18 protein-coding genes, 2 tRNA genes and 1 pseudogene are annotated in these 25,227 nt (G+C 26.9%); 9 read left to right on the plus strand and 12 right to left on the minus strand.

The window, feature by feature from the left end; all coding sequences use genetic code 11:
* Positions 1-6: 6 nt before the first annotated feature.
* Positions 7-1,395 carry a tRNA uridine-5-carboxymethylaminomethyl(34) synthesis GTPase MnmE gene (gene mnmE, locus H0H55_RS01525; protein WP_185861019.1) on the minus strand — a complete coding sequence of 463 codons (1,389 nt, stop codon included), beginning with the start codon at positions 1,393-1,395 and terminating at the stop codon, positions 7-9.
* Between the two features lie 70 nt (positions 1,396-1,465).
* On the opposite strand from mnmE, the gene prmC reads away from it, so the two are divergent.
* From prmC to H0H55_RS01550, 5 genes are all read left to right on the plus strand, one after another.
* Positions 1,466-2,368: a peptide chain release factor N(5)-glutamine methyltransferase gene (gene prmC, locus H0H55_RS01530; RefSeq protein WP_185861020.1), complete on the plus strand. Its 903-nt coding sequence runs from the start codon at positions 1,466-1,468 to the stop codon at positions 2,366-2,368.
* 24 nt (positions 2,369-2,392) lie between these two features.
* Positions 2,393-4,420 (plus strand): NAD-dependent DNA ligase LigA, encoded by a 2,028-nt coding sequence (ligA, locus tag H0H55_RS01535; protein WP_185861021.1) that lies wholly within the window; start codon positions 2,393-2,395, stop codon positions 4,418-4,420.
* A 123-nt stretch (positions 4,421-4,543) separates the two neighbouring features.
* Positions 4,544-6,946, plus strand: a complete 2,403-nt coding sequence (gene lon / locus H0H55_RS01540; protein WP_185861022.1) for an endopeptidase La — start codon at positions 4,544-4,546, stop codon at positions 6,944-6,946.
* A gap of 4 nt (positions 6,947-6,950) precedes the next feature.
* Complete coding sequence (gene lysA / locus H0H55_RS01545; protein ID WP_185861023.1) at positions 6,951-8,186, plus strand: diaminopimelate decarboxylase; 1,236 nt, start codon at positions 6,951-6,953, stop codon at positions 8,184-8,186.
* A gap of 15 nt (positions 8,187-8,201) precedes the next feature.
* Positions 8,202-8,289: transfer RNA gene (locus tag H0H55_RS01550), tRNA-Ser, on the plus strand.
* Between the two features lie 37 nt (positions 8,290-8,326).
* Here H0H55_RS01550 and metG read toward each other — a convergent pair.
* The gene (gene metG, locus H0H55_RS01555) at positions 8,327-9,997 is read right to left on the minus strand and encodes a methionine--tRNA ligase (protein ID WP_238784143.1); all 1,671 of its coding nucleotides are present in this window, start codon (positions 9,995-9,997) and stop codon (positions 8,327-8,329) included.
* Between the two features lie 43 nt (positions 9,998-10,040).
* Here metG and H0H55_RS01560 point away from each other — a divergent pair, with 43 nt between their 5' ends.
* A complete protein-coding gene (locus tag H0H55_RS01560; RefSeq protein WP_185861025.1) occupies positions 10,041-10,943 on the plus strand; it encodes a 5'-3' exonuclease in 903 nt (300 codons plus the stop codon).
* A gap of 2 nt (positions 10,944-10,945) precedes the next feature.
* Here the strand turns inward: H0H55_RS01560 and nadD are convergent.
* Positions 10,946-11,523, minus strand: a pseudogene (gene nadD, locus H0H55_RS01565) (nicotinate (nicotinamide) nucleotide adenylyltransferase).
* Between the two features lie 66 nt (positions 11,524-11,589).
* The gene (locus tag H0H55_RS01570) at positions 11,590-12,717 is read right to left on the minus strand and encodes a porin (RefSeq protein ID WP_185861026.1); all 1,128 of its coding nucleotides are present in this window, start codon (positions 12,715-12,717) and stop codon (positions 11,590-11,592) included.
* Between the two features lie 114 nt (positions 12,718-12,831).
* Between H0H55_RS01570 and H0H55_RS01575 the strand changes: the two genes are divergently transcribed.
* From H0H55_RS01575 to ribB, 3 genes are read left to right on the plus strand one after another with little or no spacing between them, the layout of a single operon-like run.
* The gene (locus tag H0H55_RS01575) at positions 12,832-14,661 is read left to right on the plus strand and encodes a DNA translocase FtsK 4TM domain-containing protein (RefSeq protein WP_185861027.1); all 1,830 of its coding nucleotides are present in this window, start codon (positions 12,832-12,834) and stop codon (positions 14,659-14,661) included.
* Between the two features lie 17 nt (positions 14,662-14,678).
* Positions 14,679-15,839 carry an LptF/LptG family permease gene (locus H0H55_RS01580; protein WP_185861028.1) on the plus strand — a complete coding sequence of 387 codons (1,161 nt, stop codon included), beginning with the start codon at positions 14,679-14,681 and terminating at the stop codon, positions 15,837-15,839.
* Positions 15,840-15,851: 12 nt separating this feature from the next.
* Positions 15,852-16,508, plus strand: coding sequence for a 3,4-dihydroxy-2-butanone-4-phosphate synthase (ribB, locus tag H0H55_RS01585; protein ID WP_185861564.1), 657 nt, complete (start codon positions 15,852-15,854; stop codon positions 16,506-16,508).
* Here ribB and H0H55_RS01590 read toward each other — a convergent pair.
* From H0H55_RS01590 to H0H55_RS01625, 8 genes are all read right to left on the minus strand, one after another.
* Positions 16,470-16,543 (minus strand) — tRNA-Asp (locus H0H55_RS01590). The genes ribB and H0H55_RS01590 overlap by 39 nt on opposite strands.
* Positions 16,544-16,548: 5 nt before the next feature.
* Entirely contained in the window at positions 16,549-16,872 is a 324-nt protein-coding gene (gene trxA, locus H0H55_RS01595; RefSeq protein WP_185861029.1) for a thioredoxin, read from the minus strand.
* A 52-nt stretch (positions 16,873-16,924) separates the two neighbouring features.
* The gene (locus H0H55_RS01600) at positions 16,925-18,004 is read right to left on the minus strand and encodes a M20 family metallo-hydrolase (RefSeq protein ID WP_185861030.1); all 1,080 of its coding nucleotides are present in this window, start codon (positions 18,002-18,004) and stop codon (positions 16,925-16,927) included.
* The gene (gene argB, locus H0H55_RS01605) at positions 17,995-18,780 is read right to left on the minus strand and encodes an acetylglutamate kinase (RefSeq protein WP_185861031.1); all 786 of its coding nucleotides are present in this window, start codon (positions 18,778-18,780) and stop codon (positions 17,995-17,997) included. The genes H0H55_RS01600 and argB overlap by 10 nt, the downstream gene beginning before the upstream one ends.
* The gene (locus H0H55_RS01610; RefSeq protein WP_185861032.1) at positions 18,777-19,742 is read right to left on the minus strand and encodes a Rossmann-fold NAD(P)-binding domain-containing protein; all 966 of its coding nucleotides are present in this window, start codon (positions 19,740-19,742) and stop codon (positions 18,777-18,779) included. Before H0H55_RS01610 ends, argB begins: the two co-directional genes overlap by 4 nt.
* A 17-nt stretch (positions 19,743-19,759) precedes the next feature.
* On the minus strand, positions 19,760-22,987 hold the full coding sequence (gene carB / locus H0H55_RS01615; protein ID WP_185861033.1) for a carbamoyl-phosphate synthase (glutamine-hydrolyzing) large subunit: 3,228 nt from the start codon (positions 22,985-22,987) through the stop codon (positions 19,760-19,762).
* A gap of 17 nt (positions 22,988-23,004) precedes the next feature.
* Positions 23,005-24,087, minus strand: coding sequence for a glutamine-hydrolyzing carbamoyl-phosphate synthase small subunit (gene carA / locus H0H55_RS01620; protein WP_185861034.1), 1,083 nt, complete (start codon positions 24,085-24,087; stop codon positions 23,005-23,007).
* Positions 24,077-25,225, minus strand: coding sequence for an aspartate aminotransferase family protein (locus tag H0H55_RS01625; protein ID WP_185861035.1), 1,149 nt, complete (start codon positions 25,223-25,225; stop codon positions 24,077-24,079). Before H0H55_RS01625 ends, carA begins: the two co-directional genes overlap by 11 nt.
* Positions 25,226-25,227: the final 2 nt, after the last annotated feature.

A 25,227-nucleotide genomic window follows, 5' to 3' on the forward strand; every position in this document is an offset into this window, starting at 1 on the left:
ATTTATTTATTTTCCAATACAAAATTTTGAAAAAATATTTTTTAGAATATCTTCACTTGTAATTTCTCCCGTAATTTCTCCTAAATACCGTAATGACTCTTTAATATATATTGATATTAAATCTACTGATAATCCTTTATTAAAAGCATGATGTGCTAATGATAATTCTCTTAATGAAAGCTTTAAAGCTTCATAATGTCTGTATTGTGTAACCACTATTTTTTTTTTTTTTAACTTATCCAAAAATAAAGAACTTAAAGCATTGAGAACCCTTTTCACTTCATTATAATTTTTTGCAGAAATTTCAAAAAAATAAGGAATCTCTGACTTGAAATTTTCAAAATCATGAATAGGAGATATATCTGATTTATTTGCTATAACAAAAATATTTTTTAGTGGATACTTTGTGTGAATTTCTTTAATATCACTAATAATTTTTTGTTTTTTTTGATTATAAGAATCAAAAATATATAATATGACTTGAGCCTCTTCTATTCTCTCCATGGTTTTTTCCACTCCCATAGTTTCTATAGGATCTTCAGTTTCCCTAATTCCTGCCGTATCTAAAAAATGAAAAAGAATTCCATTTAAAATGATTTCTCCTTCCACACAATCTCTAGTTGTTCCTTCTATATGGGATATAATAGAACGATCTTCCTGAATCACTTGATTAAAAAAAGTAGATTTTCCCACATTGGGCTCTCCAATAATAATCACATAAATTCCTTTTTTTATAGCATTTCCTAATGAAAAAGATTCAATTAAATCTTTTAAAATTTCTTTTAATTCTTGTAAAAAAGAAAAAAGTTCTGATCTTTTAGCAAAGATTACATTTTCTTCAGAAAAATCTAATTCTAATTCTAATAAAGATGCAAAATCTAATAATTTTTTTCTTAAATCCTTAATCGTTTGAGACAATGATCCTTTGATCTGTTGTAAAGATATTTCATGACATATTTTGTTTTCAGATACAATTAAATCTGCTATAGCTTCAGCTTGTGATAAATCTACTTTTTGATTTATAAAAGCACGAAATGTAAATTCTCCAGGACGAGCTAACCGTATTCCTTTTCTAATAAGCAATTGCAGAATTTTTTGTTGAATATAATAGGAACCATGACAAGAAATCTCAATCATATTTTCTCCTGTATAAGAAAAAGGAGATTTAAAAATAGAAATCAAAACTTGATCTAATAAATTATTATTCTCTTCTACAAGAGACCCTAAATGAATAGTATGTGTAGACTGTTTCTCCAGTTTTTTACCAGGTTTAATAGAAACAAAAATATTTTCAACAATAGATATGGAATTTTCTCCAGAAATACGAATAACAGAAATAGCACTAGAACCAATAGGTGTTGCTAAGGCAACAATGGTATCATCATTATCTAACATAAAACGAAAAAATTATGAATCATAAAATAAGTATTTTTTTTTGAAATTCACATCATTTTAATTTCGTTATATGGAATATTTTTTTTACAAATTTTACCGTGTCTTTCAACATACTCTTCAAGATTTATATCCAGAACCTAAAGAGTTAGAAAGTATTTTTTTTTTACTCACGACCCACATTTTGAAATGTGATAAAACAACTATTTTATTACGATTAAATCGAAAAGAAAAAATCAATTTTTTCACTTACGATAAATTAATCAAAAAATTATGGGAATTAAAAAAAAATAGACCCATACAATATGTAATTGGTAAGGCTTATTTTTTTGGAATGAAATTCATAGTCAATGAAAATGTCTTTATTCCAAGACCAGAAACAGAAGAACTTGTATATTGGATTATACAGAATCACGGTTACAACTCAAATCACAATAATCCCATTCGAGTATTTGACATTGGAACAGGAAGTGGATGTATTGGTATTACTTTAAAAAAAAAAAAACCTGAAATTACACATGTTCATGCCTTTGACTATAATCAAAAAACTCTTGATATAGCTAGTGAAAATGCAAAATTACATAATGTAAAAATTACATTCAAAAATGTAGATCTCTTGACAGAGGACATTTTCATTCCTACAAATAAAAAAAACTATATTAATATTATCGTCAGTAATCCTCCTTATATCAAGCTATCTGAAAAAAAACTCCTACATCCAAATATTGTTCAATACGAACCTTATCAAGCTTTATTTGTTCCTGATGAGGACCCTTTGATTTTTTATAAAAAAATTTCTTTTTGGATAAAAAGAAAATTGACTGGAGTCGTTTATGTGTATTTTGAAATCAACCAATTTCTTTATCTAGATATTCTTGATTTTTTAAAAAAAATAGGATTTTTAAATATAGAAATAAAAAAAGATTTTCAAGGATTTTTCAGAATGATTCGTGCAGTTTATTACGGAAAAAAATAAAAAAATAATAAATATCAAAACAATATGGATAAAAAAATTGAAAAAAAAATATCTAAACTCAGAAAAGAATTGATAAAATATAATGATCAATATTATAATTCTGATACTTCAGAAGTATCAGATTTACATTTTGATAAAAAATTAAAAGAATTATCTTTTTTAGAAAAAAAAAATCCTGAATTACAGGATTCTACTTCACCTACCATAAATATTGGAGCAAAAATTAATGAAACAGACTTGATATCCACTTTTTATCATAGATATAAAATGTACTCTATTCAAAACACCTATTCTAAAAAAGAATTAATGATTTGGAAAAAAAAAATCAGCAAATATGTTCATTCTTTATCTTTTGTATGCGAACCGAAATATGATGGAGTATCTATTAATTTAATTTATCAAAACGGACTTTTAACAAATGCGGTAACTCGCGGTGATGGAGAAAAAGGAGAAGATGTCACAAGAAATATAAAAACGATAAAATATGTTCCTTTCAAATTAAGAGGAAATAACTATCCTACATATATTGAGATACGTGGAGAAATTTTTATTCCCATAAATAATTTTATAGAAATCAATAAAAAACGGATCAAAAATGGACAAAATCCTTATGCAAATCCAAGAAATACGGCTAGTGGAACACTAAAAATTCATGATCATCAAGAAGTACGTAAAAGAGATTTATTTTGTATAGCATTTCATGTTGTAGGAAATAATTTACCTTTTGATACACAATATGAAGCTATAAAATATATAAAATATTGGGGATTTCAAATTCCGGAACCCGCACGCTTTTGTAGAAACATTAAAGAAGTATTTCATTTTATAGACTTTTGGGAAGTCTGTCAAAATAAACTGCCTTATCAGACGGACGGAATCGTGATTAAAGTTAATGAATATCAAAAACAATCTATTTTAGGATTTACCAATAAATACCCACGTTGGGCTATAGCCTATAAATTTCGACAAGAATTGCATGAAACAAAATTATTAAGTATTACGTATCAAGTAGGACGTACAGGAATCATTACTCCTGTAGCCAATGTAGTTCCTGTTTTAATTACTGGAACCACAATAAAAAGAGTCGCACTTTATAATGACAGTTTTATACAAAAAATGGGAATTCATTATGGAGATCGACTTTTATTAGAAAAAGGAGGGAATATCATACCAAAAGTAACAGAAATAAACATAAAAAAAAGACCAAATCAAACTGTTCCTGTATTTTTTTTAAAAAAATGCCCATCATGTAATAGCATTTTAATGAGAAAAAATGAATTATTTTATTGTACTAATCAAAATTGTTCTTCTAAAAGAATAGAACAAATCATACACTTTGTAAGCGTTATGAATATAAAAAAAATTGGAAGAAAAATGATAAATAAACTATACAAAAAAGGTTTTTTATATAGTTTTTATGATTTATATGAATTGAAAAAAGAAGAATTACTTAAAATAGAAGGAATCAAAGAAAAATTGGCATGTGGAATTTTGAATAATATAGAAAAATCTAAAGAAAATCCATATTATAGAGTCTTATTTTCTTTAGGAATTCATCATGTAGGAGAATACATATCCAAAAAATTGACAGAAAATTTTTTGGATATCAATTCTTTGATGCATGCAAATTATAATCATTTAATTTCTATTTATGGCATAGGAAAAAAAATTGCAAAAAGTATCATTACTTATTTTTCAATTACGGAACATCAATACATCGTTAAAATGCTTATCAAATATGGATTACATATTTCGAAATGTACTATTCCTATTCCTATTATAAAATATTCTTGTATTAAAGGAAAATCTTTTGTATTTACAGGTAAATTATCTTGTATGACCCGTAATGAAGCCAAAAACATAGTAGAACTTTTAGGTGGAACAGTATATAATACTGTCAACAATAAAATTAATTTTATAGTAGTTGGAAAAAATTTTGGGTCAAAATTAAAAAAAAGTATAAAAAGAAATCATATAAAAATTTTGAAAGAACATGTTTTTTTGAATATGCTGAAAAAAGAAAAAAATCAATTTTTTCACAATTGTCAGTAATTCATTTTAAGTCTATATATATAGTTTTTTTTTTCATATAGAAAACAGTATATTTAATTTATGTTATGGTGATTAATTTTTATACGAGTTAATCCATCATTTAAGTCAGAAATCTATTTTTTTATGTTATTAAAAAATATATTTACAGAATCTGGATTTGAGTCTGAAGCTGAGTTTATTCCCTTAATGAGTCAAGATGAAGAAGATCAGTTACTTAAAGATGATATTCCTAAACAATTATGTATCTTAACAGTAAGAAATATGGTTTTGTATTCTGGTATTGTTTTTCCAATTATAGCAGGAAAAAGTGGATCCATACAATTATTACAAGATGCTTATGGATTAGATAAAACAGTTGGAGTTCTAACGCAAAAAAATTCCGGTATAGAAAATCTTAGTGAAAAAGATTTATATTCTATTGGAACAGTTGCTAAAATACTGAAATTATTGAAAATGCCTGACGGAAATACTACCGTTATTTTACAGGGAAAAAGAAGATTTAAAGTCAATCGTTTTATTCAAAACGATCCATATTTTAAAGCAGAAATCATAGCACTAGAAGAGAATAAACCTTCCTGCAAGGATAAAGAGTACCTTGCTTTAGTGGAATCTATAAAGGAAATAGCAATCAAAATTATTCAAGATAACCCAAACATTCCATCAGAAGCAAGCATTGCTATTCGCAACATCGAAAGTCCCTCTTTTTTAATAAATTTTGTAGCAGCTAATATGAATTTAGCTACTAAAGATAAACAAAAATTATTAGAATACGATGATTTAAAAAAAAGAGCAATGGAAACATTGCGTTTTCTAAACGTAGAACATCAACAAATTAAGTTAAAAAATGATATTCAATCCCGTGTTCGTAGTGATATGGATCAGCAACAGAGAGAATATTTTTTGCACCAGCAAATTAAAGCTATACAAGAAGAATTAGGAGATATTTCTTATGAAAAAGAAATAGATGAAATGCGTGCTAAAGCTTCCAAAAAAAAATGGCCTAAAGAAGCAAAAAAACAGTTTGATCGAGAATTATTAAAAATGCAAAGAACTAACCCTCAAATGCCAGAATATACGGTACAAAGGAATTATCTTGAATTGATGATTGATCTTCCTTGGGGAAGATATTCAAAAGATAATTTTGATTTGGAATATGCACAAAAAATATTAGACAGAGATCACTATGGACTAGAAAAAGTAAAAGAACGTATTATCGAATATTTAGCTGTATTAAAATTAAGGAGAGATATGCGTTCTCCTATTCTATGTTTTTATGGTCCACCCGGAGTCGGAAAAACTTCTTTAGGAAAATCTATAGCTACTGCACTGAAAAGAAAATACGTTCGTATTTCTTTAGGAGGATTACATGATGAATCAGAAATACGGGGCCACAGAAGGACTTACATAGGAGCTATGCCTGGTCGTTTATTACAATCTATTAGAAAAGTAGGAACTTCAAATCCCGTTTTTGTTATAGATGAAATAGATAAAATGGGGATAGGTACGAATGGAGATCCTTCTTCTGCCATGTTAGAAGTTTTAGATCCGGAACAAAACACCTCGTTTTATGATAATTTTTTAGAAATGGGTTACGATTTATCAAAAGTATTATTTATTGCTACCGCAAATTCACTTTCACATATTCAACCAGCTCTAATAGATAGAATGGAGGTCATAGAAATGAATGGATATACTGTAGAAGAAAAAACGCAAATTGTCAAAAAACATATATTACCTAAACAACTGAAAGAAAATGGTTTAAGAAAATCAGATTTAGTACTTGAAACAAAAGAAATAGAAAAAGTCATTGAGAGTTATACAAGAGAATCTGGTTTGAGAACTTTGGAAAAACATATTGCTAAATTAGCACGTTATGTAGCTAAACATATTGCGATGAATAAAAAATATGTTAAGCATTTGAGTATTGAAAAAATAGAAAGTATTCTTGGTATACCCAATGATCCGGATCGTTATGAAGAAAATAGTGTACCAGGGGTCGTTACTGGTTTAGCTTGGACTCATTTTGGTGGAGATATTTTATATATCGAATCCAGTTTATCTAAAGGAAAAGGTCATTTAAGTATTACTGGTAATTTAGGAGAAGTGATGAAAGAATCTGCAACAATTGCTTTACAGTATATTAAAGCTCATTATAAAGAATTTAACATAGATCCTATCATGTTGGAAGAAAAAAATGTACATGTTCATGTTCCTGAAGGAGCAGTTCCTAAAGATGGTCCATCTGCAGGAATAACTATGTTAACATCTCTAGTCTCAAGTTTTACTAAAAGAAAATTAAGACCTCATTTAGCTATGACAGGAGAAATCACTTTAAGAGGTAAGGTTCTTCCTGTTGGTGGAATTAAAGAAAAAATTTTAGCGGCTAAACGTGCTAATATTAAAGAAATTATTCTTTCACAGGATAATAAAAAAGATGTAGAAGAAATAAAATCCGAACACTTAAAAGGATTAACTTTTGATTATGTTAGAAATATGAATGATGTAATTCATTTAGCTTTATTGTAAAATTATGATGTATGAATTAGAAAATAAAAATTCCTCAGTTGATAAAGAATATTTAATTGGACTCACACAAAAGTATGGAACTCCACTTTATGTATACGACTCTTGCAAAATCAAGAAACAATATATAAAAATGAAAAATGCTTTTAGTGGCATAAAAAATTTAATCATTAATTATGCCTGTAAAGCTAATACTAATTTAAATATATTAAAATTTTTGCAAAAATTAGGAAGTGGATTAGATACCGTATCTATTCAGGAAGTCGAATTAGGATTAAAAGCAGGTTTTCATCCTAAAAAAATTATATTCACTCCGAATTGTGTTTCGATTCAAGAAATCAAAAAAGCTGTTGATTTTGGAGTGAGAATTAATCTAGATAATTTATCTATTTTAGAAAAATTTGGAGAATTTTACCCAGATTATGCTGTAGGAATCAGAATCAATCCGCATATTATGGCAGGAGGAAATTCAAAAATTTCAGTAGGCCATGTTGATTCTAAATTCGGTATTTCTTACTATCAAATTCCTCATATAAAAAGAATATTAAAGAATACCGGACTTAAAATAGAAGGATTTCATATGCATACAGGATCCGATATATCAAATATCAAATCTTTTTTAGAAGGAGCGAAAATTTTGTTTCAAACAGCTATGGATTTTCCCAATCTTGATTATATTGATTTTGGAAGTGGTTTTAAAGTTCCATACAAAAAAAATGATATCAAAACGGATCTTTATTCTTTAAGTTTCTCTATTACAAGAAAATTCGAAGAATTTTGTAAAAATTACGGAAATCAAATTACTTTGATATTTGAACCTGGAAAATTTATAGTTAGTGAATCTGGATATTTTTTAGTTAGTGTGAATGTTATTAAACATACGACTTCAACTGTATTTGCTGGAGTAGATTCAGGATTTAATCATTTGATTCGTCCTATGTTTTACGATGCTTATCACTGTATTGAAAATATTTCTAATCCCAATGGACATTTTCATTTTTACACGGTTGTTGGATATATTTGCGAATCAGATACTTTTGGTTTGAATAGAAAAGTTCAAGAAATCCGTGAAGGAGATATTTTGTGTATTAAAAATGCGGGAGCTTACTGTTTTTCTATGTCTTCGAATTATAATTCTCGTTATAGACCTTCTGAGGTTATGATTTTTAATGGAAAAGATTTTCTTATCAGAAAAAGAGAAACGATGCAAGATCTTCTTAGAAACATAATAGAAATACTATAACTATAAATATAGTTTGGAGAGATGGCAGAGTGGTTAATTGCGGCGGTCTTGAAAATCGTTGAGGGTCATACCTCCGGGGGTTCGAATCCCTCTCTCTCCGCCAGTGCCAGTTGATCATAGATCATATCGCGTGAATTATATTATTGGATTTTATCCAGTTTTTTAATCTGTTTTTCTATACTTTCATTGGTTATTTTTTGAAATAAAAATATAGTATGACCTAGAACATGTCCTGGACATAAAATTTCTTCTATATTTTTTATTTGATTCCAAAAAAAAGTTTTCAAACGAAGCATATTTAACAATTTTTTCGCCGTATATGGAAGAAAAGGCTCTGCAAGTTGAGCTAACATTCCAACAATTTGGAGTGATACATAAAGTATGGTATTGACACGTTTCTTTTCTTTTTGATTCCAAGGTTCTTCTTCTGTTAAATATTTATTTCCTAATCTAGCTAAATCCATAAAACATGTTAAGGATTCTCGAAATTGGTAGGATTCAATTAAATTACCGATATATTCTGGATAGTTTTTAATTTTAGTTAAAATGTTTTGATCCTTTCTAGATAACATTTCAGGATGAGGAACTATCCCTTTATTGAACCTTTGAATTAAAGTTAAACTTCTATTTACAAAATTTCCTAATATAGCAACCAATTCAGTATTATTTTTTCTTTGAAAATCTTTCCAATTAAAATTATTATCTTTTTTTTCAGGCATGTTAGCTATGAGAATATAACGAAGTGTATCCTGTTGATTGGGAAAATCTTTTAAATACTCATGAACCCATACTGCCCAATTTTTAGAAGTAGATATTTTTTTATTTTCTAAATGAAGAAATTCATTAGCCAATATTTGATCCGGAAGGATATATCCATTATTATATGCTTTGAGTATAACTGGAAAAACAATACAATGAAAAACAATATTATCTTTTCCTATAAACTGAATTAATTTAGTATCTTTATCTTTCCAATAAGGTTTCCAATCGATTTTTTTTTGTCTAGCCCACTCTATAGTAGCAGAAATATATCCTATGGGAGCTTCAAACCAGACATACAAAACTTTTCCTATATTTTTCGGAACAGGAACACCCCAATTTAAATCTCTTGTTATAGCACGAGGTTTTAATCCTTGATCTAACCAAGATTTTGCTTGTCCATATACATTTACTTTCCAATCTTTTTTATGATTAATCCATTCTTCTAAAAATTTTTGATAGTGATCTAAAGGAAAATACCAATGTTTAGTTTTTTTCCAAATTGGAATACTTCCACTTATAGTTGATTTTGGATATATTAAATCTTCAGGTATTAGTGAAATACCACAATTTTCGCATTGATCTCCGTAAGCTTCTTCATTTTTGCAATGGGGACATGTTCCAGATATATATCTGTCCGCTAAAAATTGTTGAGCTTTTTTATCATAATATTGTTCAGAGATTTTTTCAAAAATTTTTTTTTGATTATGAAGTTTGTTAAAAAAAGAAGTAGAGATTTCGTGATGAATTTTTGTAGAAGTTCTGGAATAGTGATCAAATTGTATACCAAAATTATTAAAGCAATCTTTAATCATGTCATGATACTTATTTACTATTTCTTGAGGAGTTTTTTTTTCTTTTTTAGCTTGTATAGCAATAGGGACTCCATGTTCATCAGATCCACATATAAAAATAACATCTATTTTTTTTCGTCTGAGATAACGAACAAAAATATCTGCAGGTAAATAAACTCCTGCTAAATGTCCAATATGAATTGGCCCATTTGCATAAGGTAAAGCAGCAGTTACTGTATATTTATTTGATTTTTTCATATTTTTCATAAAAAAAATAGTATAGTTTATAAAAAATTGATATATGAATAAAAAATTATTTTTAATTGATGCATATCCTCTCATTTATCAAAGTTATTACGCTTATATACATAATCCTCTTTTCACTTCTAAAGGACTGAATACTTCGCCTATCATAAATTTCACATATTTTTTAATAAAGACATTAAATAATGAAAAACCATCTTACATGGCTACTGTTTTTGATTCCATACAAGAAACTTCTTTTAGAAAAAAAGAATATAATAAATACAAAGCGCATAGAAAAAAAACACCGGAAGCTATTTCCACAGCTATTCCTTATATTATAAAAATTTTAAAAACTTTCAAAATTTCTTTTTTTTATGCCCAAAATGGGTATGAAGCTGATGATTGTATCGGAACAATAGCTAAAATAGCAGAATATAAAGGATATATTGTTTATATAATTACTTTAGATAAAGATTTTTTTCAACTTATAACAGAAAATATTAAAGTTTATATTCCACCTTTTAAAGGAAAGGAAAGAAAAATCTTAGGAATAGAAGAAATAAAAAAAGAATTTGGGGTCAATCATCCAAAACAAATTGTAGATTTATGGAGTATGATGGGAGATCCTTCTGATAATATACCAGGGTTGCCAGGAGTAGGAAAAATAAATGCTACAAAATTTATTAAAAAATATGGAAGTATTGAAAAATTATTCAATTCAACTCATGATCTTAACGGAAAAATTAAAAAAAATATTGAAAAAAATAAAGATTTGGGTTTTTTATCAAAAAAATTAATTACTATTGTTACTAATATTCCCTTTTTTTCTTTTCAGGAAGAAAAATTTCGTATTAAAAAACCAAATTGGAATTCCATCAAAAAAATATTCGGAGAACTTGAGTTTATAAGATTGTTAAAAAAAGCTCATGAATATTATAAATTTAAAAGTAAAGAATAATTTTACTTTTTCATATAGAATTTATATTGATTCATATAATTCCAAACTTCTGCGTGAAGTAAAGGCTTCATATTTTTTCCTTCTCGAATAGATTTTCGAATAAAAGAAGAAGATATTTCAATAATTGGAGCTTTCAGAAAAATTATGTTGTCTTTTTTATGTTTCAAAACAGTATGAGAAAAAAATCCAATTCTAGGATAAACCAATATATCATATTTATTTAAAATGATTTTATAATTTTTCCATTTTTTTAAAGAACAAAATGAATCTTTTCCCAAAAGAAGAAAAAATTTATTTCTAGGATATTTTTTTTCTATATTGTCAAGTGTATGAATTGTATAAGAAGGAAAATTTCCAGATTCAATATCCAAAACACTCATTTTTTCATAATCATCAACAGCTCTTTTAACCATTTGAATTCTATGTTCATAATCTAAAAGATTTTTTTTTTTAATGGATTTTGTGGAGAGACCACAAACCAAACATAATCTATATCTAAAAATTCTATTATATGATTAGCAATGATTGTGTGTCCTAAATGAATAGGATTAAATGATCCAAAATAAAGTCCGATTTTCATACATACTGTAAAAAAAAAAATACCGAGCTTACATATCGTATCTCGATATTTTTTTATTATTATTTTTTAAATCATTTTAACACGATAATTAAATCCTAAAATGATAAAATGATCATTTTTATTTTCTTTTTTAATTTGATCTAAATTGTAATTTATTCTATGGTTTTGATACACAAAATGAAAACTAAGATCCTCATTTTTTATGATAGGAAGAAATTCTATCCCTCCATAATAAGTATATGCTTTTTGAAATAATTTATTTTCTCCCAAAATATCGTTATTCATTCCTTTTTTAGAGGTTCCTATTTCATATACTCCTTTAGCAATTAAATTCCATTTTGGAATAAAGTTGTATTTTAATTTTACTAAATAAGTTCCATATTTTATAGAGGGTATATAATCATAATCATTATTCAATGATCGTAAAATTTTTTTCATATTCATATTTTTTTCTACATCTTCATCGCTCAATATATAGTCTGCTTCTATGGAAAAAGGTTTTAAGTTTAATTTACTGCCTAAAGCTAAAAATTTCCAAAATTTATTTTTATCATTTTCTTGAAAAATAGAATAAGACCATCTATTTTGTATAATTTTATTTTTGAATAAACTCCAATTCCAATTTACAGAATATCCCATAGGATGATTGATTTCTATCACTACATTTTTTTCTCGATTTTTTATATTATTTCCATTGACAATTTGAAATTGTAACTCGTGATTTTTTATAGGAAGATAAACAAAACTAAATCCAACAGGATTAACCTGATTTTTGTATACATGCGGATAACGGTATGCGTATTCATAGAAATGATTAGCATATTCCATACTACCAAAAGCAAAAGGTTGTTTTCCAATCAAAAAATAAAGTTTCTCGTTCCACTTATATTTTAAATAAGCTAAATCAATCATTTCAGAATTTTCTGTTTTTTTCAACTGCTTGGTCAAACGATAACTAATTTTATCATTAGCCTTTCCTATTATTTCAAAATTTAAATAGTCTTCAGAAAAACGAGACCCTTCAGATAATTCTTTTTTTACTTTCGAATTCAGACTACTAGAAAAATCAACAAATATATTCAAATGTGGATTTTCATTTGTTGTTTTTTTTTGCTTTATGATTTCTGCAAAATTATGAAAAGGATAAAAAAATCCTAAACAAAGGACAAATAAAATAATTTTTGTTTTTTTCATCTTTTTTTTTTTTTTATTCAGAATATATAATATAATAAATTTTACATAAAAAACTTTTTTAAATCAAAACAAATAATTTAAAAAAGATTAAATTTTTTCCATAATTATAAAAAAATGGACCAAATTAAAATAAAAAGAAATGAAAATAAAACTATTAAAACCATTTTTGGATTTTTTTTATTAGGAAACAGTTTTTTTTTATTTTTAAGTTTTTTTTCTTTTCTTTTTCATTGGAAAAATGATCAAAGTCAACTATCAAAACTTTTTGATAAAGAAATCATAGCAGAAAATTTACTTGGAAAAATAGGAGCTGCTGTCTCTCACTATTTTATTTATTGTGGAATAGGAGTTAGTGCTTTTATCATTCCTGTTATCCTATTTTTAACAGGATTAAAAATTCTCTTTATTAACAAAAAATTGTTAAATAATTCTTACAAATCCACAATATATCAATTGCTGTTCTTTAGTATATGGCTTCCCATATCTTTTTATGTCATTATTCCGAATCAAGGAATATTAAGTGGAATTTTTGGATTTGAAATAGGAAACTACTTAATTCATTTATTCGGAAAAGTAGGATTATATATGCTTATTTTTGCGAGTATCATTTTTTATTTGATTATCATTTTCAGAATAAGTTCTCCAACTATAATAAAAAAAAAAACACAAAATATTAAAAAAAAAAAAATTATTCATAAACTAGAACAAAAGATTGATTCTTATCAAAATAAAAATATTCTTTATTCTACTCTTTCTATAAAAAAGGAAGATTTTTCATACACTGACACTGATATGAAAATTGATTTGGAATCTAACAAGAAAAAAATAATTCAAATACTGAACTATTATAATATTGAAATATGTGAAATCAAAGCAAATGTAGGACCTACTATTATTTTATATGAAATATATCCTAAAATAGGAACACGTATTTCAAAAATCAAGAACTTAAAAAATGAGATTGCTTTAAATTTATCTGCTCTATCTATAAGAATTATAGCACCCATACCTGGAAAAGGATCCATTGGAATAGAAATACCCAATCATAATCGTTATCCCGTTTATATGAAAGACATTTTATTTTCAGAAGAAAGCAACAAAAAAAGTAATCATATGGAACTTCCTATTTCTTTGGGAAAAACAGTATTTAATGATATTTTTATTGTGGATTTAGCAAAAATGCCCCATTTACTTATAGCAGGATCAACAGGACAAGGAAAATCCGTAGGATTAAATACTATGATTATTTTTCTATTATATAAAAAAAATCCAAAAGACATCAAGTTTATTTTAATTGATCCAAAAAAAGTAGAATTATCTATATATAAAAAAATTTCTAAATCTTATTTTGCTACACTTCCGAATTCTATAGAACCTATCATTACAGATTTAAATAAAGTAAAAAATATATTAAATTCTTTATGTAAAGAGATGGATCAAAGATATGCTCTTTTAGAAAAACATAAAGTTAGAAATATTCAAGAATATAATAATATAAAATACAATGACAAATATCATTTACCTTATATCATATTAATTATTGATGAATTTGCAGATTTAAATATTCATAATCAAAAAAAACAAATAGAAACATATATAACTCGGTTAGCACAGATCGCTCGCGCTGTTGGTATTCATTTGATTATAGCCACACAACGTCCATCAGTAGATGTGATTACTGGATTAATTAAATCCAATTTTCCTGCAAGAATTGCATTTAAAGTAAATTCTAAAATAGATTCTAGAACTATATTAGATTGTACAGGAGCTGAACAATTAATCGGAAAAGGAGATCTGCTATTTTCTAATAGAAATGAATTAATACGATTACAATGTCCATTTATGGAACTTTCAGATATTAAAAAAATCGTTGATTTTTATGGAAAAAATAACGAAAAAAATGAATACTTTTTTTTGCCAGAACCGGATATGATATATGAATAAATAAATTCAAATTTATCATGATAATAAAGAAACTTGATTGGTACATGGTCCGTTTGTTTATCGCTCCTTTTTTCATTATTTATTTTACAATATTTATTATTTTTATGATCCAATTCTTTTGGAGTCAAATAGATGAACTAACAGGAAAAAACATTAGTATTTTCATTATATTAAAATTTATATTTTACTTTGGGATATCTATTATCCCATTAGTAACTCCCATTGCGCTATTATTGACTTCTATTATAATATTTGGTGATTTTTCAGAAAATCAAGAATTGATCGCTATAAAATCTTCTGGAATATCTCTTTTTCGTGTTATGGTTCCTATTTTATGGGTCACTTTTTTTTTATCCATTATATTGTATTTATTTTCAGATTTTGTGATTCCAAAAGCAAAAATAAAAGCTAAAAAATTAGGATATCAAATATCGTTAACCCATCCATCGTTAAAATTAAAAGAAGGAATTTTTGTAAATTTACTACCGAATTTATTCATAAAAATAAATAAAAAGTCAATAAATAGTAATTATTTATATAATGTATTCATTTTTTTTTATGGAAAAAATTCACTTGTGAATACTATTATTTCTCAAAAAGGAGTTTTCATACCTAATGAAGAGAATAAATCTCTTCAATTAAAATTAATGAATGGAGTTTTATATAGTGAGAACTTACATGAAAATAAAAAAAAACAACACTCTTATCAAATTGTAGAATTTGATATTTTAATTCAAAATTTTGAAATTCCTTCAGAATCGAAAATAAATAACTTAAATGACTATGATTTTTATCAAACCTTAAATACAAAAAACATTATTCAAAAAATTAATTTTTTAAAGAAAAAAAATCATAAAGACTACAAAAATAAAATATACTTAGCCAAACTGCAATTAGAATTACAAAAAAAATTTACATTTCCAGTAACATGCATTATAATGTTTCTTACTGGAGCACCATTAGGTGCTATTATTAGGAAAGGAGGAATAGGTTATCCAACTATGATAGCTCTGGCTATATTCATTATTTATTACACTTTACTAACTATCACTCAAAATAAAGTAGAAAAAGCTGAAATATATCCATGGATAGGAGCTTGGATCCCAAATTTTATTTTTTTTCCAGTAAGTATATGGATGACTTATAAAACTGTAATGGATGATTTTGATATTATATAATTAAATAAAAATATGATTTTTGATTTGAATCAAAATTTTCATGATATTGAAGAAGCCATACAGGATATAAAAAATGGAAAAATTATCATTGTAGTTGATGATAAAAATCGTGAAAATGAAGGAGATTTTATAGTAGCTGCTGAAAAAATCACTCCTAAAATTGTCAATTTTCTCATTACTCATGGAAGAGGTTTAGTTTGTGTTTCTTTAACAGAAGAAAAATGTGATCAATTAAAACTTCAAATGATGGTAAAAAACAACACCGATCCTAGAAAAACGGCATTCACTGTGTCAGTAGATTTACGAGGCAATGGTGTCAGCACTGGGATTTCCGTTTCAGATAGAGCAAAAACTATTCTTGCTCTAGTTCACGAAGTCAAACCAGAAGCATTTAACAAACCAGGACATATATTTCCTCTTCGTGCAAAAAAAGGGGGAGTCTTAGAAAGACCTGGACATACAGAAGCTGCTATTGATATCACTCAAATGGCAGGATGCCTTCCTGGAGGAGTTTTGGTCGAAATATTGAATAAAAATGGATCTATGGCACGTTTACCACAATTGATTCAGATAGCTGAAAAATTTCATATGAAAATTATATCTATAGAAGATATTATGAAATATAAAAAGCGGTCTGGACGGGATTTGAACCCGCGACCCCATGCGTGACAGGCATGTATTCTAACCAACTGAACTACCAGACCAAAAATCATGAAATAATTAAATCATCTAATTTTTTTCTTATATTTTCTTTAGAAAGAATTCCAACATGAATATCTTTCTTTTTTCCATTTTTAAAAAAAATCATAGTAGGAATACTACGGATTCCATATTTAGAAGAAATTTTAGGATTATTATCTACATTCAATTTAAAAATTGATACTTTTGTATAATATTCAGAAAAAATTTCTTCTAATATAGCAGATAAAGCTTTACATGGAGCACACCATGGTGCCCAAAAATCTATCATAACAGGTTTTTCTGATTCAGAAATCAAATTTTCAAAATTATCATCGTTTATTTCTTGTAACATGCTTTTTACATTTTTTAAGAAATATAACAAATTTACCTTTTTTGTTTCAAATTCAAAAGTGAAAATCTTTCAATAAACAGATATAAATATCTATTCCTTCCATGATTTCTGAAATCAAAACGTATTCATTAGGCGTATGAGAACGTTTGCTATCTCCTACTCCCATTTTAATAGTAGAAAAAGGCATTATACTTTGATCTGAAAGAGTAGGAGATCCATATATATTTCTTCCTATAGATTGAGCCTTTAAAACAATAGGATGCATAGGATTTATAAAAGATGAATTTAAATATGAAGGACGTGGTTTGATTTTAGAATGAATTTTTTCTTGTATAATTTCAATCAATTCCTCATTTCTATATAATTCATTAGTTCTAATATCTATAACAAAAGAACAAATATCAGGGATCACATTATGTTGTATTCCCCCTCGTATTTGAGTTACATTTAAAGTAGTAAAACCTAATAATTCAGATTTTCTATCAAAAGAAAAATTTTTTAAATATTCTATATCTCTTGTTGCTATATAAATAGCATTGATTCCTGTATTTCTAGCAGAGTGTCCTGTCTTCCCCTCAGCTATACAATCTAACACTATTAATCCTTTTTCAGCAATAGCTACTTGCATTTTTGTTGGTTCTCCCACAATTCCTAGATCTATAGATCCTAATTCAGATAAAATTGATCTTACACCTAAGGGACCAGATATTTCTTCTTCTGCAGTAATAGAAAGTACTAGTTTATAAGGCAATTCCGATAAACTACTTAAATATACAAAAGTAGATATCAATGAAACGATAGAAGCTCCAGCATCATTACTCCCTAATCCAATCAATTTATCTTCTTTTCTAATAGCAGTAAATGGATTTGTTATCCAATTTTTTCCTGGTTTTATTGTGTCATGATGAGAATTCAATAATATGGTTTGTATATTTTCTTTTTTAGTATAATTATTATTTTCAGTCCATATATTATTGAATTTTCTTTTGACATGAAATCCATATTGATGGAGATAATTCTCAATCAAAAATGATACCTCATTTTCTTTTTTAGATATAGAAGGCGTATTGATGATCTGCATCAGAAGTTGTATGGATTCTTTCTTTAAAACTTGCAAATTTACTACAGACATAGTCTAGTATTCACATCATCATTCAAATGTATAGGTAAACCGATACTAACTTTATATACTCCATTTTTTAATGCAAAAAAAGCATTTTCCAATTTAGGAATCATTCCATTTGTTATGGAATGATTTTTTTTCATTTTTTGAAATAAATGAAAATTTATTTTTCGGAAATAAGATTCCGAATCCTGCATATTTCGTAAAACTCCTTTTTTTTCGAAACAAAAATGTAACTCTACTTCACAACTTTCTTTCTGATTCTGAGCTAATGACATAGCTATATAAGCAGCTATTGTATCTGCATTTGTGTTGAGTAGATTTCCGTTTCCATTATGTGTTATGGAACATAATACAGGAATGATATTATTTTTTAATAAAAATTTTATTAAATGTGTATTAATACTTTTTACATCAATATCACCCACATGTCCATAATTAATATTTGTGATTTTACGTAAATATGATCTAATACAATTTCCATCTGCTCCACATAATCCTAAAGCATTACAATGATAAGATTGTAATATAGCCACAATACTTTTATTGATTATTCCTGCATAAGTCATAACAACTATATCCAAAGTTTCTTGATCTGTTATTCTTCTACCTTGTATCATTTTTGGAGAAATACCCATTTTTTTTGAAATCAAATCTGCTTTTATTCCTCCTCCATGAATCAATATTTTATATCCTTGTAGTTTACAAAAAGCCTCTAAAGAATCATGAAGATATCTATGATCATTAATTAAATGACCTCCAATTTTGACTATATGGATTTTCATGATAAAGATTGTAATATTTTTAAAAAAATTATTTGCGAAGCATAAATTCTATTTTTTGCTTGTTCCAATACAATGGAATTGGAATATTTATTCCTATCTAAAACCGCATCTTCTACTACCACATTTCTCCTGACAGGCAAACAGTGCATAAATTTAGCTTGATTGGTTAGTTTCATTTTTTTTTCAGTAATCATCCAATCGGAACTTTTACAAAGTATTTTTCCATAATCTAAATAACTACTCCAATTTTTTGCATAAATAAAATCTGCATTTATAAATGCTTCATTTTGATTATGTGTCGTATCAACTCCATTAGAAAATTTTTGATGTAGATTATATCTTTTTGGACACGTGATCATAAAATCTATTTTTTTGATTTTTGATATCCATTGAGAAAAAGAATTCGCTACGGAATGAGGTAATGATTTGACATGAGGAGCCCAACTTAATACGACTTTACATCTCTTTTTAAAAAGAGATGTAAATTCCGCAATTGTTATAACATCGGCTAAAGACTGTAAAGGATGCAAAGTTGCACTTTCCATATTCACTACTGGAACTTTGGAATAATTTAATATTTTATTAAAAATAATTTCTTTATAATCATAATCTTTATCTAAAAGATTAGGAAAAGTTCTTACTGCAAGAATATCACAATACATACTCATTACAGAAATAGCTTCTTTAAGATGTTCTTGTGTAAAATTCATGATACTTCCATCATTCATTTCAATTGTCCAAGAATCTTTATTAAAATCTAATACCCAAGTATTACATCCTAAGTTAAAAGCCGCTTTTTGACAACTAATTCTTGTTCGTAAACTAGGATTAAAAAAGACCAATCCGATTGTCTTATTTTTTCCGATATGTTGAAAATCATATGGATTTTTTTTCAAAAAAAGAGCATCTTTAATCAGATCATACACATCTATAACATCTTCTACGCTAAAAAATTTTTTCATAATTTATAATATAATATTCAATATTCATCCCAAGATTTGATAAATAACTGATCAAAAGTTAGATGACAAAATGCTTGTATAAAAGCTTTTGCTAAACGTGCATTAGTGAGTAGAGGAATATTAAAATCTACAGCATAACGTCTGATAGCATAATCATTATTCAATTCTGATTTACTGAGATTTTTTGGGATATTAATAATTAAATCCAATTTTCTATTTTTTATTAAATCAAGAACATTTGAATATTTTTTTACATTAGGCCAATAAACTTTTATTGAAGGAATTCCATTATGAGATAAAAAACTATTAGTTCCTTCTGTCGCAAACAATATATATCCTTTTTTATGCAAAAGCTTTATAACTCCCAAAAGAGTTAATTTAGATTCAATAGGTCCTCCAGATATCAATATATTTTTTTTGGGTACGGTGTACCCTACAGAAAGCATAGATTTTAAAAGTGCTTCATCAAAAGTATTTCCTAAACATCCCACTTCTCCTGTGGATGCCATATCTACCCCCAAAATAGGATCTGCATCTTGCAAACGTGAAAAAGAAAATTGAGAAGCTTTTACTCCCAAAAAATTTGTAATAAAAAAATTAGGTTCTATTTTATTTTTTTTCTTTCCAAGAATAACTTGGGTAGCTAATTCTATCATATTAAAATGAGATACTTTTGATACAAAAGGAAAACTTCTGGAAGCTCTCAAATTACATTCTATTACTTTGATTTCATTATCTTTAGATAAAAATTGAATATTGAAAGGACCAGATATATTAAAATATTTGGATATTTTTTCAGATATACGAATGATTTCTTTTAATGTAGATAAATATAGATTATGTGGTGGATATACTAATGTCGCATCTCCTGAGTGTATTCCTGCAAATTCTACGTGTTCTGATATAGCATAATACAAAATTTCTCCATTTTGAGAAACAGCATCTAATTCAATTTCTTTAGCATTTTTAATAAATTCTGTAATGATTAATGGATATTCAGAAGATATAGATATTTTTTCACGAAGATAATGTTGCAGTTCATCTTGATTAGAAATAACATTCATATCCGCTCCAGAAAGAACATAAGAAGGTCTAACTAATATAGGAAAATCTACTTCTTTTATAAATTGATAAATAGCATCAGTATCAGATAATTCTTTCCATCTAGGTTGTCTAATTTTTAAAGAATCCATAGCATTAGAAAATTTATATCTATTCTCCACTTTGTCTATAGAAATAGGAGAAGTTCCTAAAATTTGAACCTTTTTTTCATAAAGTTTTAAAACTAAATTATTGGGGATTTGTCCTCCCATAGATACAATTGTACCTTTAGGTTTTTCTAATTCAATAATATCTAATACACGTTCTAAAGTCAGTTCTTCAAAATATAATCGATCACATATATCAAAATCAGTACTAACAGTTTCTGGATTATAATTGATCATTATGGATCTATAAGATTCTTTATGAATTGTATTTAATGCATTGACACAACACCAATCAAATTCGACACTACTTCCAATTCTATAAACACCAGATCCTAATGTAATGACAGATTTTCCATCATTTTCATAAATAATATCATGTTGAATAGCATGATATGTTAAATACAAATAATTTGTATGAGCTGGATATTCAGAAGCTAAAGTATCAATTTGTCTCACATATGGAACTATATTTTTTACTTTTCTATATTCTCTTATTTTTTTTTCTAGATTATAAATATTATGATTTTTATTTTTTTTAAAAAAAATACTAGCTATTTGTATATCAGAAAAACCTTCTTTTTTGGCTTTTCGTAACAATTCTTCCGGAAGATCTCTATAATTATTAAAACAATCTATCTTTTTTTTTGTTTGAAAAATATTATTAAGTTGATATAAAAACCATGGGTCTATCTTTGTTAAATGATGTATTTCCTTGATGGAAAATCCTTCTTCTAAAGCTTCTTCTAAAAAGAAAATTCTTTGATCTGTAGGTTTTTTTAGATATTCCTTTAACAATTGAATAGATTTTAATTTTTTATGATTAATAATGTTAATGAATCCTTGCATTCCTATATCTAACATACGAATTCCTTTTTGTAAGGCCTCTTCAAAAGACCCTCCAATAGCCATGACTTCACCTACGCTTTTCATACTACTTCCTATCCTATTAGAAACACCATAAAATTTATTTAGATCCCATCTGGGAATTTTACAGACTACATAATCCAATGCAGGTTCAAAAAAAGCAGAAGTATTTTTAGTGACAGAATTTTTTAATTCATGCAAACCGTATCCTAAAGATAATTTTGCAGCAACAAAAGCTAAAGGATAACCTGTTGCTTTAGAAGCAAGAGCACTAGAACGAGAAAGACGTGCATTTACCTCAATAACACGATAATCTTCAGAATTTGTATCTAGCGCAAATTGAACGTTACATTCTCCTATGATATGAAAATCTCTAGCGAGATCTATCGCTAATTTTCTTAAATTATAATATTCAGAATTTGTCAAAGTTTGTGAAGGTGCAACAACAATGCTTTCTCCTGTATGAATTCCTATAGGATCAAAGTTTTCCATATTGCATACAGAAATACAATTATCATATCGATCTCTAACTATTTCATATTCAATTTCTTTCCATCCTTCTAAATATTCTTCAACAACAATTTGAGAAGAATAAGAAAAAGCCTTATTTACTATTTTTTTTAAATCATTAACATTTTTAGCAAAACCACTTCCTAAACCTCCAAGAGTATAAGCTGATCTGATGATAATAGGAAACCCTATTTTTAAAGAATAGAATATTGCATCATCCATAGAATGGACTACAAAACTTTTTGCCGTTTTTATGTTAATATGAGTTAATCTATTTCTAAATAAGTTTCTATCTTCACTGCGAATAATAGATTCAATAGAAGTACCTAAAACTTGAATTTTATATTTTTCGATAATACCTTCTTTAAACAGTTGAATTCCACAATTCAATGCAGTCTGTCCACCAAAAGACAATAAAATTCCTTGTGGTCTTTCCTTATCTATAACACGTTTAATAAAAAATAAAGTCAAAGGAAGAAAATAAACTTTATCAGCAATTCCTTTCGATGTTTGAACAGTGGCAATATTTGGATTAATCAATATAGTATAAATTCCCTCCTCTTTAAGGGCTTTTAATGCTTGTGTTCCAGAATAATCAAATTCACCAGCTTCTCCTATTTTTAATGCACCTGATCCCAGGATGAGTATTTTATCTATTTTCATACTAATTTTGAAAGATTCTATTTATTTTTTTTAATTGAATCTATAAAAAAATCGAATAAAAATTCGGTATCTTTAGGTCCACTTGAAGCTTCTGGATGGAATTGTACAGAAAAAAAAGGTTTTTCATCATGAATGATTCCTTCACAAGTATCATCATTTAAATTTTTAAAAAAAACTTTCCATTCTTTACAAAGATTGATTGGATCCAAAACATATCCATGATTTTGTGATGTGATAAAACTTTTTCCTGTTCTCAACGACAAAACTGGTTGATTATGACTTCGATGTGCATATTTCAATTTATAAGTATCTCCTCCAGCTGCTATCCCCAAAAGTTGATGACCCAAACATATGCCAAATATAGGTTGTTTTTTTTTCATAGCTATCCGAAGATAATGTATCGGTTTTTTATAAATCTTAGGATTTCCAGGTCCATTCGAAAAAACCAAACCATCATATTCTTCTTGAGTAAAATCATAATCCCATGGCACTCTGATAATAAAACAATCTCTTCGTAGAAGACAACGTAATATATTATTTTTTAACCCAAAATCTACAAGTAATATTTTGTATTTTCCATTTCCATATACAATTTTTTCATGTATAGATACTTTTTCAGAAAGATTATCCTGATTCGGATCATAAAAAGGAATATCTTCATTTTCCATTAAAATTTTACCCAACATGGATCCTCCATTTTTTCTAAGTTTTTTTGCAATAAACCTAGTATCTACACCATATAATCCAGGAATTCCATTTTCACTCAACCAATTTGATAGGGTTTGATTCATATTCCAATGATACGGACGATTAGAATAATAAGAAATAATAAGTCCAGATACTTGAATTCTATCGGATTCATGAAATTCATAAATAGATTCTTCAATAGAAGACGGAATTCCATAATTTCCTATTATAGGATAAGTATAAGTCAATATTTGACCTTTGTAAGATGGGTCTGTTATACTTTCGGTATAACCAGTCATTGCTGTATTAAATACAACCTCTCCAGAAGAAGATACTGGTGCTCCAAAATGATAAGCTTCATACCTAGTTCCGTCTTCCAATACAAGAATCGCTTTCTTTATTTTATTTTCCATTTTTTAATAGATAGAATAAGGCATTCTTTAACTTTTTTACAAATAATTTGATATGATTTTCATTAATATTTAATGGAGGAAGTAATCGTAAAACATATGGATGATTTGATGTACCAACAAAAACTTTTTCCTTATAAATTAAAATATTTTTTAGATTCTGAATGGGAAAATCAAATTTTAATCCTATCATCAGTCCTCTTCCCCTAATTTCTTTAATTTCAGGAATAATACGCAATTGATCTAACAATATTTTTCCCATATTTTTTGCATTTTCAACCAAATTTTCTTTTTGAATTATTTCCAACACAGCAATACCAGCTGTACATGCTAAATGATTCCCTCCAAAAGTTGTTCCCAACATTCCATAATATGGTTTGAATTTAGGATGTATGAGCACTCCTCCTATAGGAAACCCATTTCCCATACCTTTAGCTATAGTAATTAAATCAGGTTTTATAGAATATAATTGATGAGAAAAAAAAGATCCTGTTCTTCCATATCCACTTTGGACCTCGTCTATAATCAATACTGTATCGTATTTTTTGCAAAATTTTTCAATTTTATAAAAGAAATCAGACCCAGGATCTACAATTCCAGATAGTCCTTGTATTCCTTCAGTAATGACAGCACAAATATCTTGATTCCTTAATTGATTTTCTAAAGAATTAAAATCTTGATAATCCAAAAATATAGTTTCATGTTGAGTATTAAAAGGGGATATAAACTTGTAGTTATCCGTAACGGATAAACTCCCACTTGTTCTTCCATGAAAAGAACCTTTAAAAGCAATTACTTTTTTTTTTCCTGTATGGAAAGAAGCTATTTTCAATGCATTTTCATTAGATTCTGTTCCAGAATTACATAAAAATAATAAATAATTTTCATATCCTGAAATATTTCCAAGTAAATCAGCTAATTTGTTTTTTTGATAAATATGAACACTGTTAGAATAATAACAAATTTTATGAATTTGTTCAGTCAAAGCTTTCACATAATATGGATGCGAATGTCCAATGGAAATCACTGCATGTCCTCCATAAAAATCTAAATACATATTTCCTTCTACATCAAAAATATAAGACTCTTTGCTCTTACTTAATTCTATATTTAGAATAGGATAAACGTCAAATAATTTCATTT

The organism is Blattabacterium cuenoti, assembly GCF_014251795.1.
In the GTDB taxonomy this organism is placed as follows: Bacteria; Bacteroidota; Bacteroidia; order Flavobacteriales; family Blattabacteriaceae; genus Blattabacterium; species Blattabacterium cuenoti_AB.

What these genes read in the sequence shown, in the direction of transcription:
- mnmE (WP_185861019.1), bottom strand. Translation starts at nt 1,395, where the DNA reads ATGTTAGATAATGATGATACCATTGTTGCCTTAGCAACACCTATTGGT.
- prmC (WP_185861020.1), top strand. Translation starts at nt 1,466, where the DNA reads ATGGAATATTTTTTTTACAAATTTTACCGTGTCTTTCAACATACTCTT.
- ligA (WP_185861021.1), top strand. Translation starts at nt 2,393, where the DNA reads ATGGATAAAAAAATTGAAAAAAAAATATCTAAACTCAGAAAAGAATTG.
- lon (WP_185861022.1), top strand. Translation starts at nt 4,544, where the DNA reads ATGTTATTAAAAAATATATTTACAGAATCTGGATTTGAGTCTGAAGCT.
- lysA (WP_185861023.1), top strand. Translation starts at nt 6,951, where the DNA reads ATGATGTATGAATTAGAAAATAAAAATTCCTCAGTTGATAAAGAATAT.
- metG (WP_238784143.1), bottom strand. Translation starts at nt 9,997, where the DNA reads ATGAAAAAATCAAATAAATATACAGTAACTGCTGCTTTACCTTATGCA.
- H0H55_RS01560 (WP_185861025.1), top strand. Translation starts at nt 10,041, where the DNA reads ATGAATAAAAAATTATTTTTAATTGATGCATATCCTCTCATTTATCAA.
- H0H55_RS01570 (WP_185861026.1), bottom strand. Translation starts at nt 12,717, where the DNA reads ATGAAAAAAACAAAAATTATTTTATTTGTCCTTTGTTTAGGATTTTTT.
- H0H55_RS01575 (WP_185861027.1), top strand. Translation starts at nt 12,832, where the DNA reads ATGGACCAAATTAAAATAAAAAGAAATGAAAATAAAACTATTAAAACC.
- H0H55_RS01580 (WP_185861028.1), top strand. Translation starts at nt 14,679, where the DNA reads ATGATAATAAAGAAACTTGATTGGTACATGGTCCGTTTGTTTATCGCT.
- ribB (WP_185861564.1), top strand. Translation starts at nt 15,852, where the DNA reads ATGATTTTTGATTTGAATCAAAATTTTCATGATATTGAAGAAGCCATA.
- trxA (WP_185861029.1), bottom strand. Translation starts at nt 16,872, where the DNA reads ATGTTACAAGAAATAAACGATGATAATTTTGAAAATTTGATTTCTGAA.
- H0H55_RS01600 (WP_185861030.1), bottom strand. Translation starts at nt 18,004, where the DNA reads ATGTCTGTAGTAAATTTGCAAGTTTTAAAGAAAGAATCCATACAACTT.
- argB (WP_185861031.1), bottom strand. Translation starts at nt 18,780, where the DNA reads ATGAAAATCCATATAGTCAAAATTGGAGGTCATTTAATTAATGATCAT.
- H0H55_RS01610 (WP_185861032.1), bottom strand. Translation starts at nt 19,742, where the DNA reads ATGAAAAAATTTTTTAGCGTAGAAGATGTTATAGATGTGTATGATCTG.
- carB (WP_185861033.1), bottom strand. Translation starts at nt 22,987, where the DNA reads ATGAAAATAGATAAAATACTCATCCTGGGATCAGGTGCATTAAAAATA.
- carA (WP_185861034.1), bottom strand. Translation starts at nt 24,087, where the DNA reads ATGGAAAATAAAATAAAGAAAGCGATTCTTGTATTGGAAGACGGAACT.
- H0H55_RS01625 (WP_185861035.1), bottom strand. Translation starts at nt 25,225, where the DNA reads ATGAAATTATTTGACGTTTATCCTATTCTAAATATAGAATTAAGTAAG.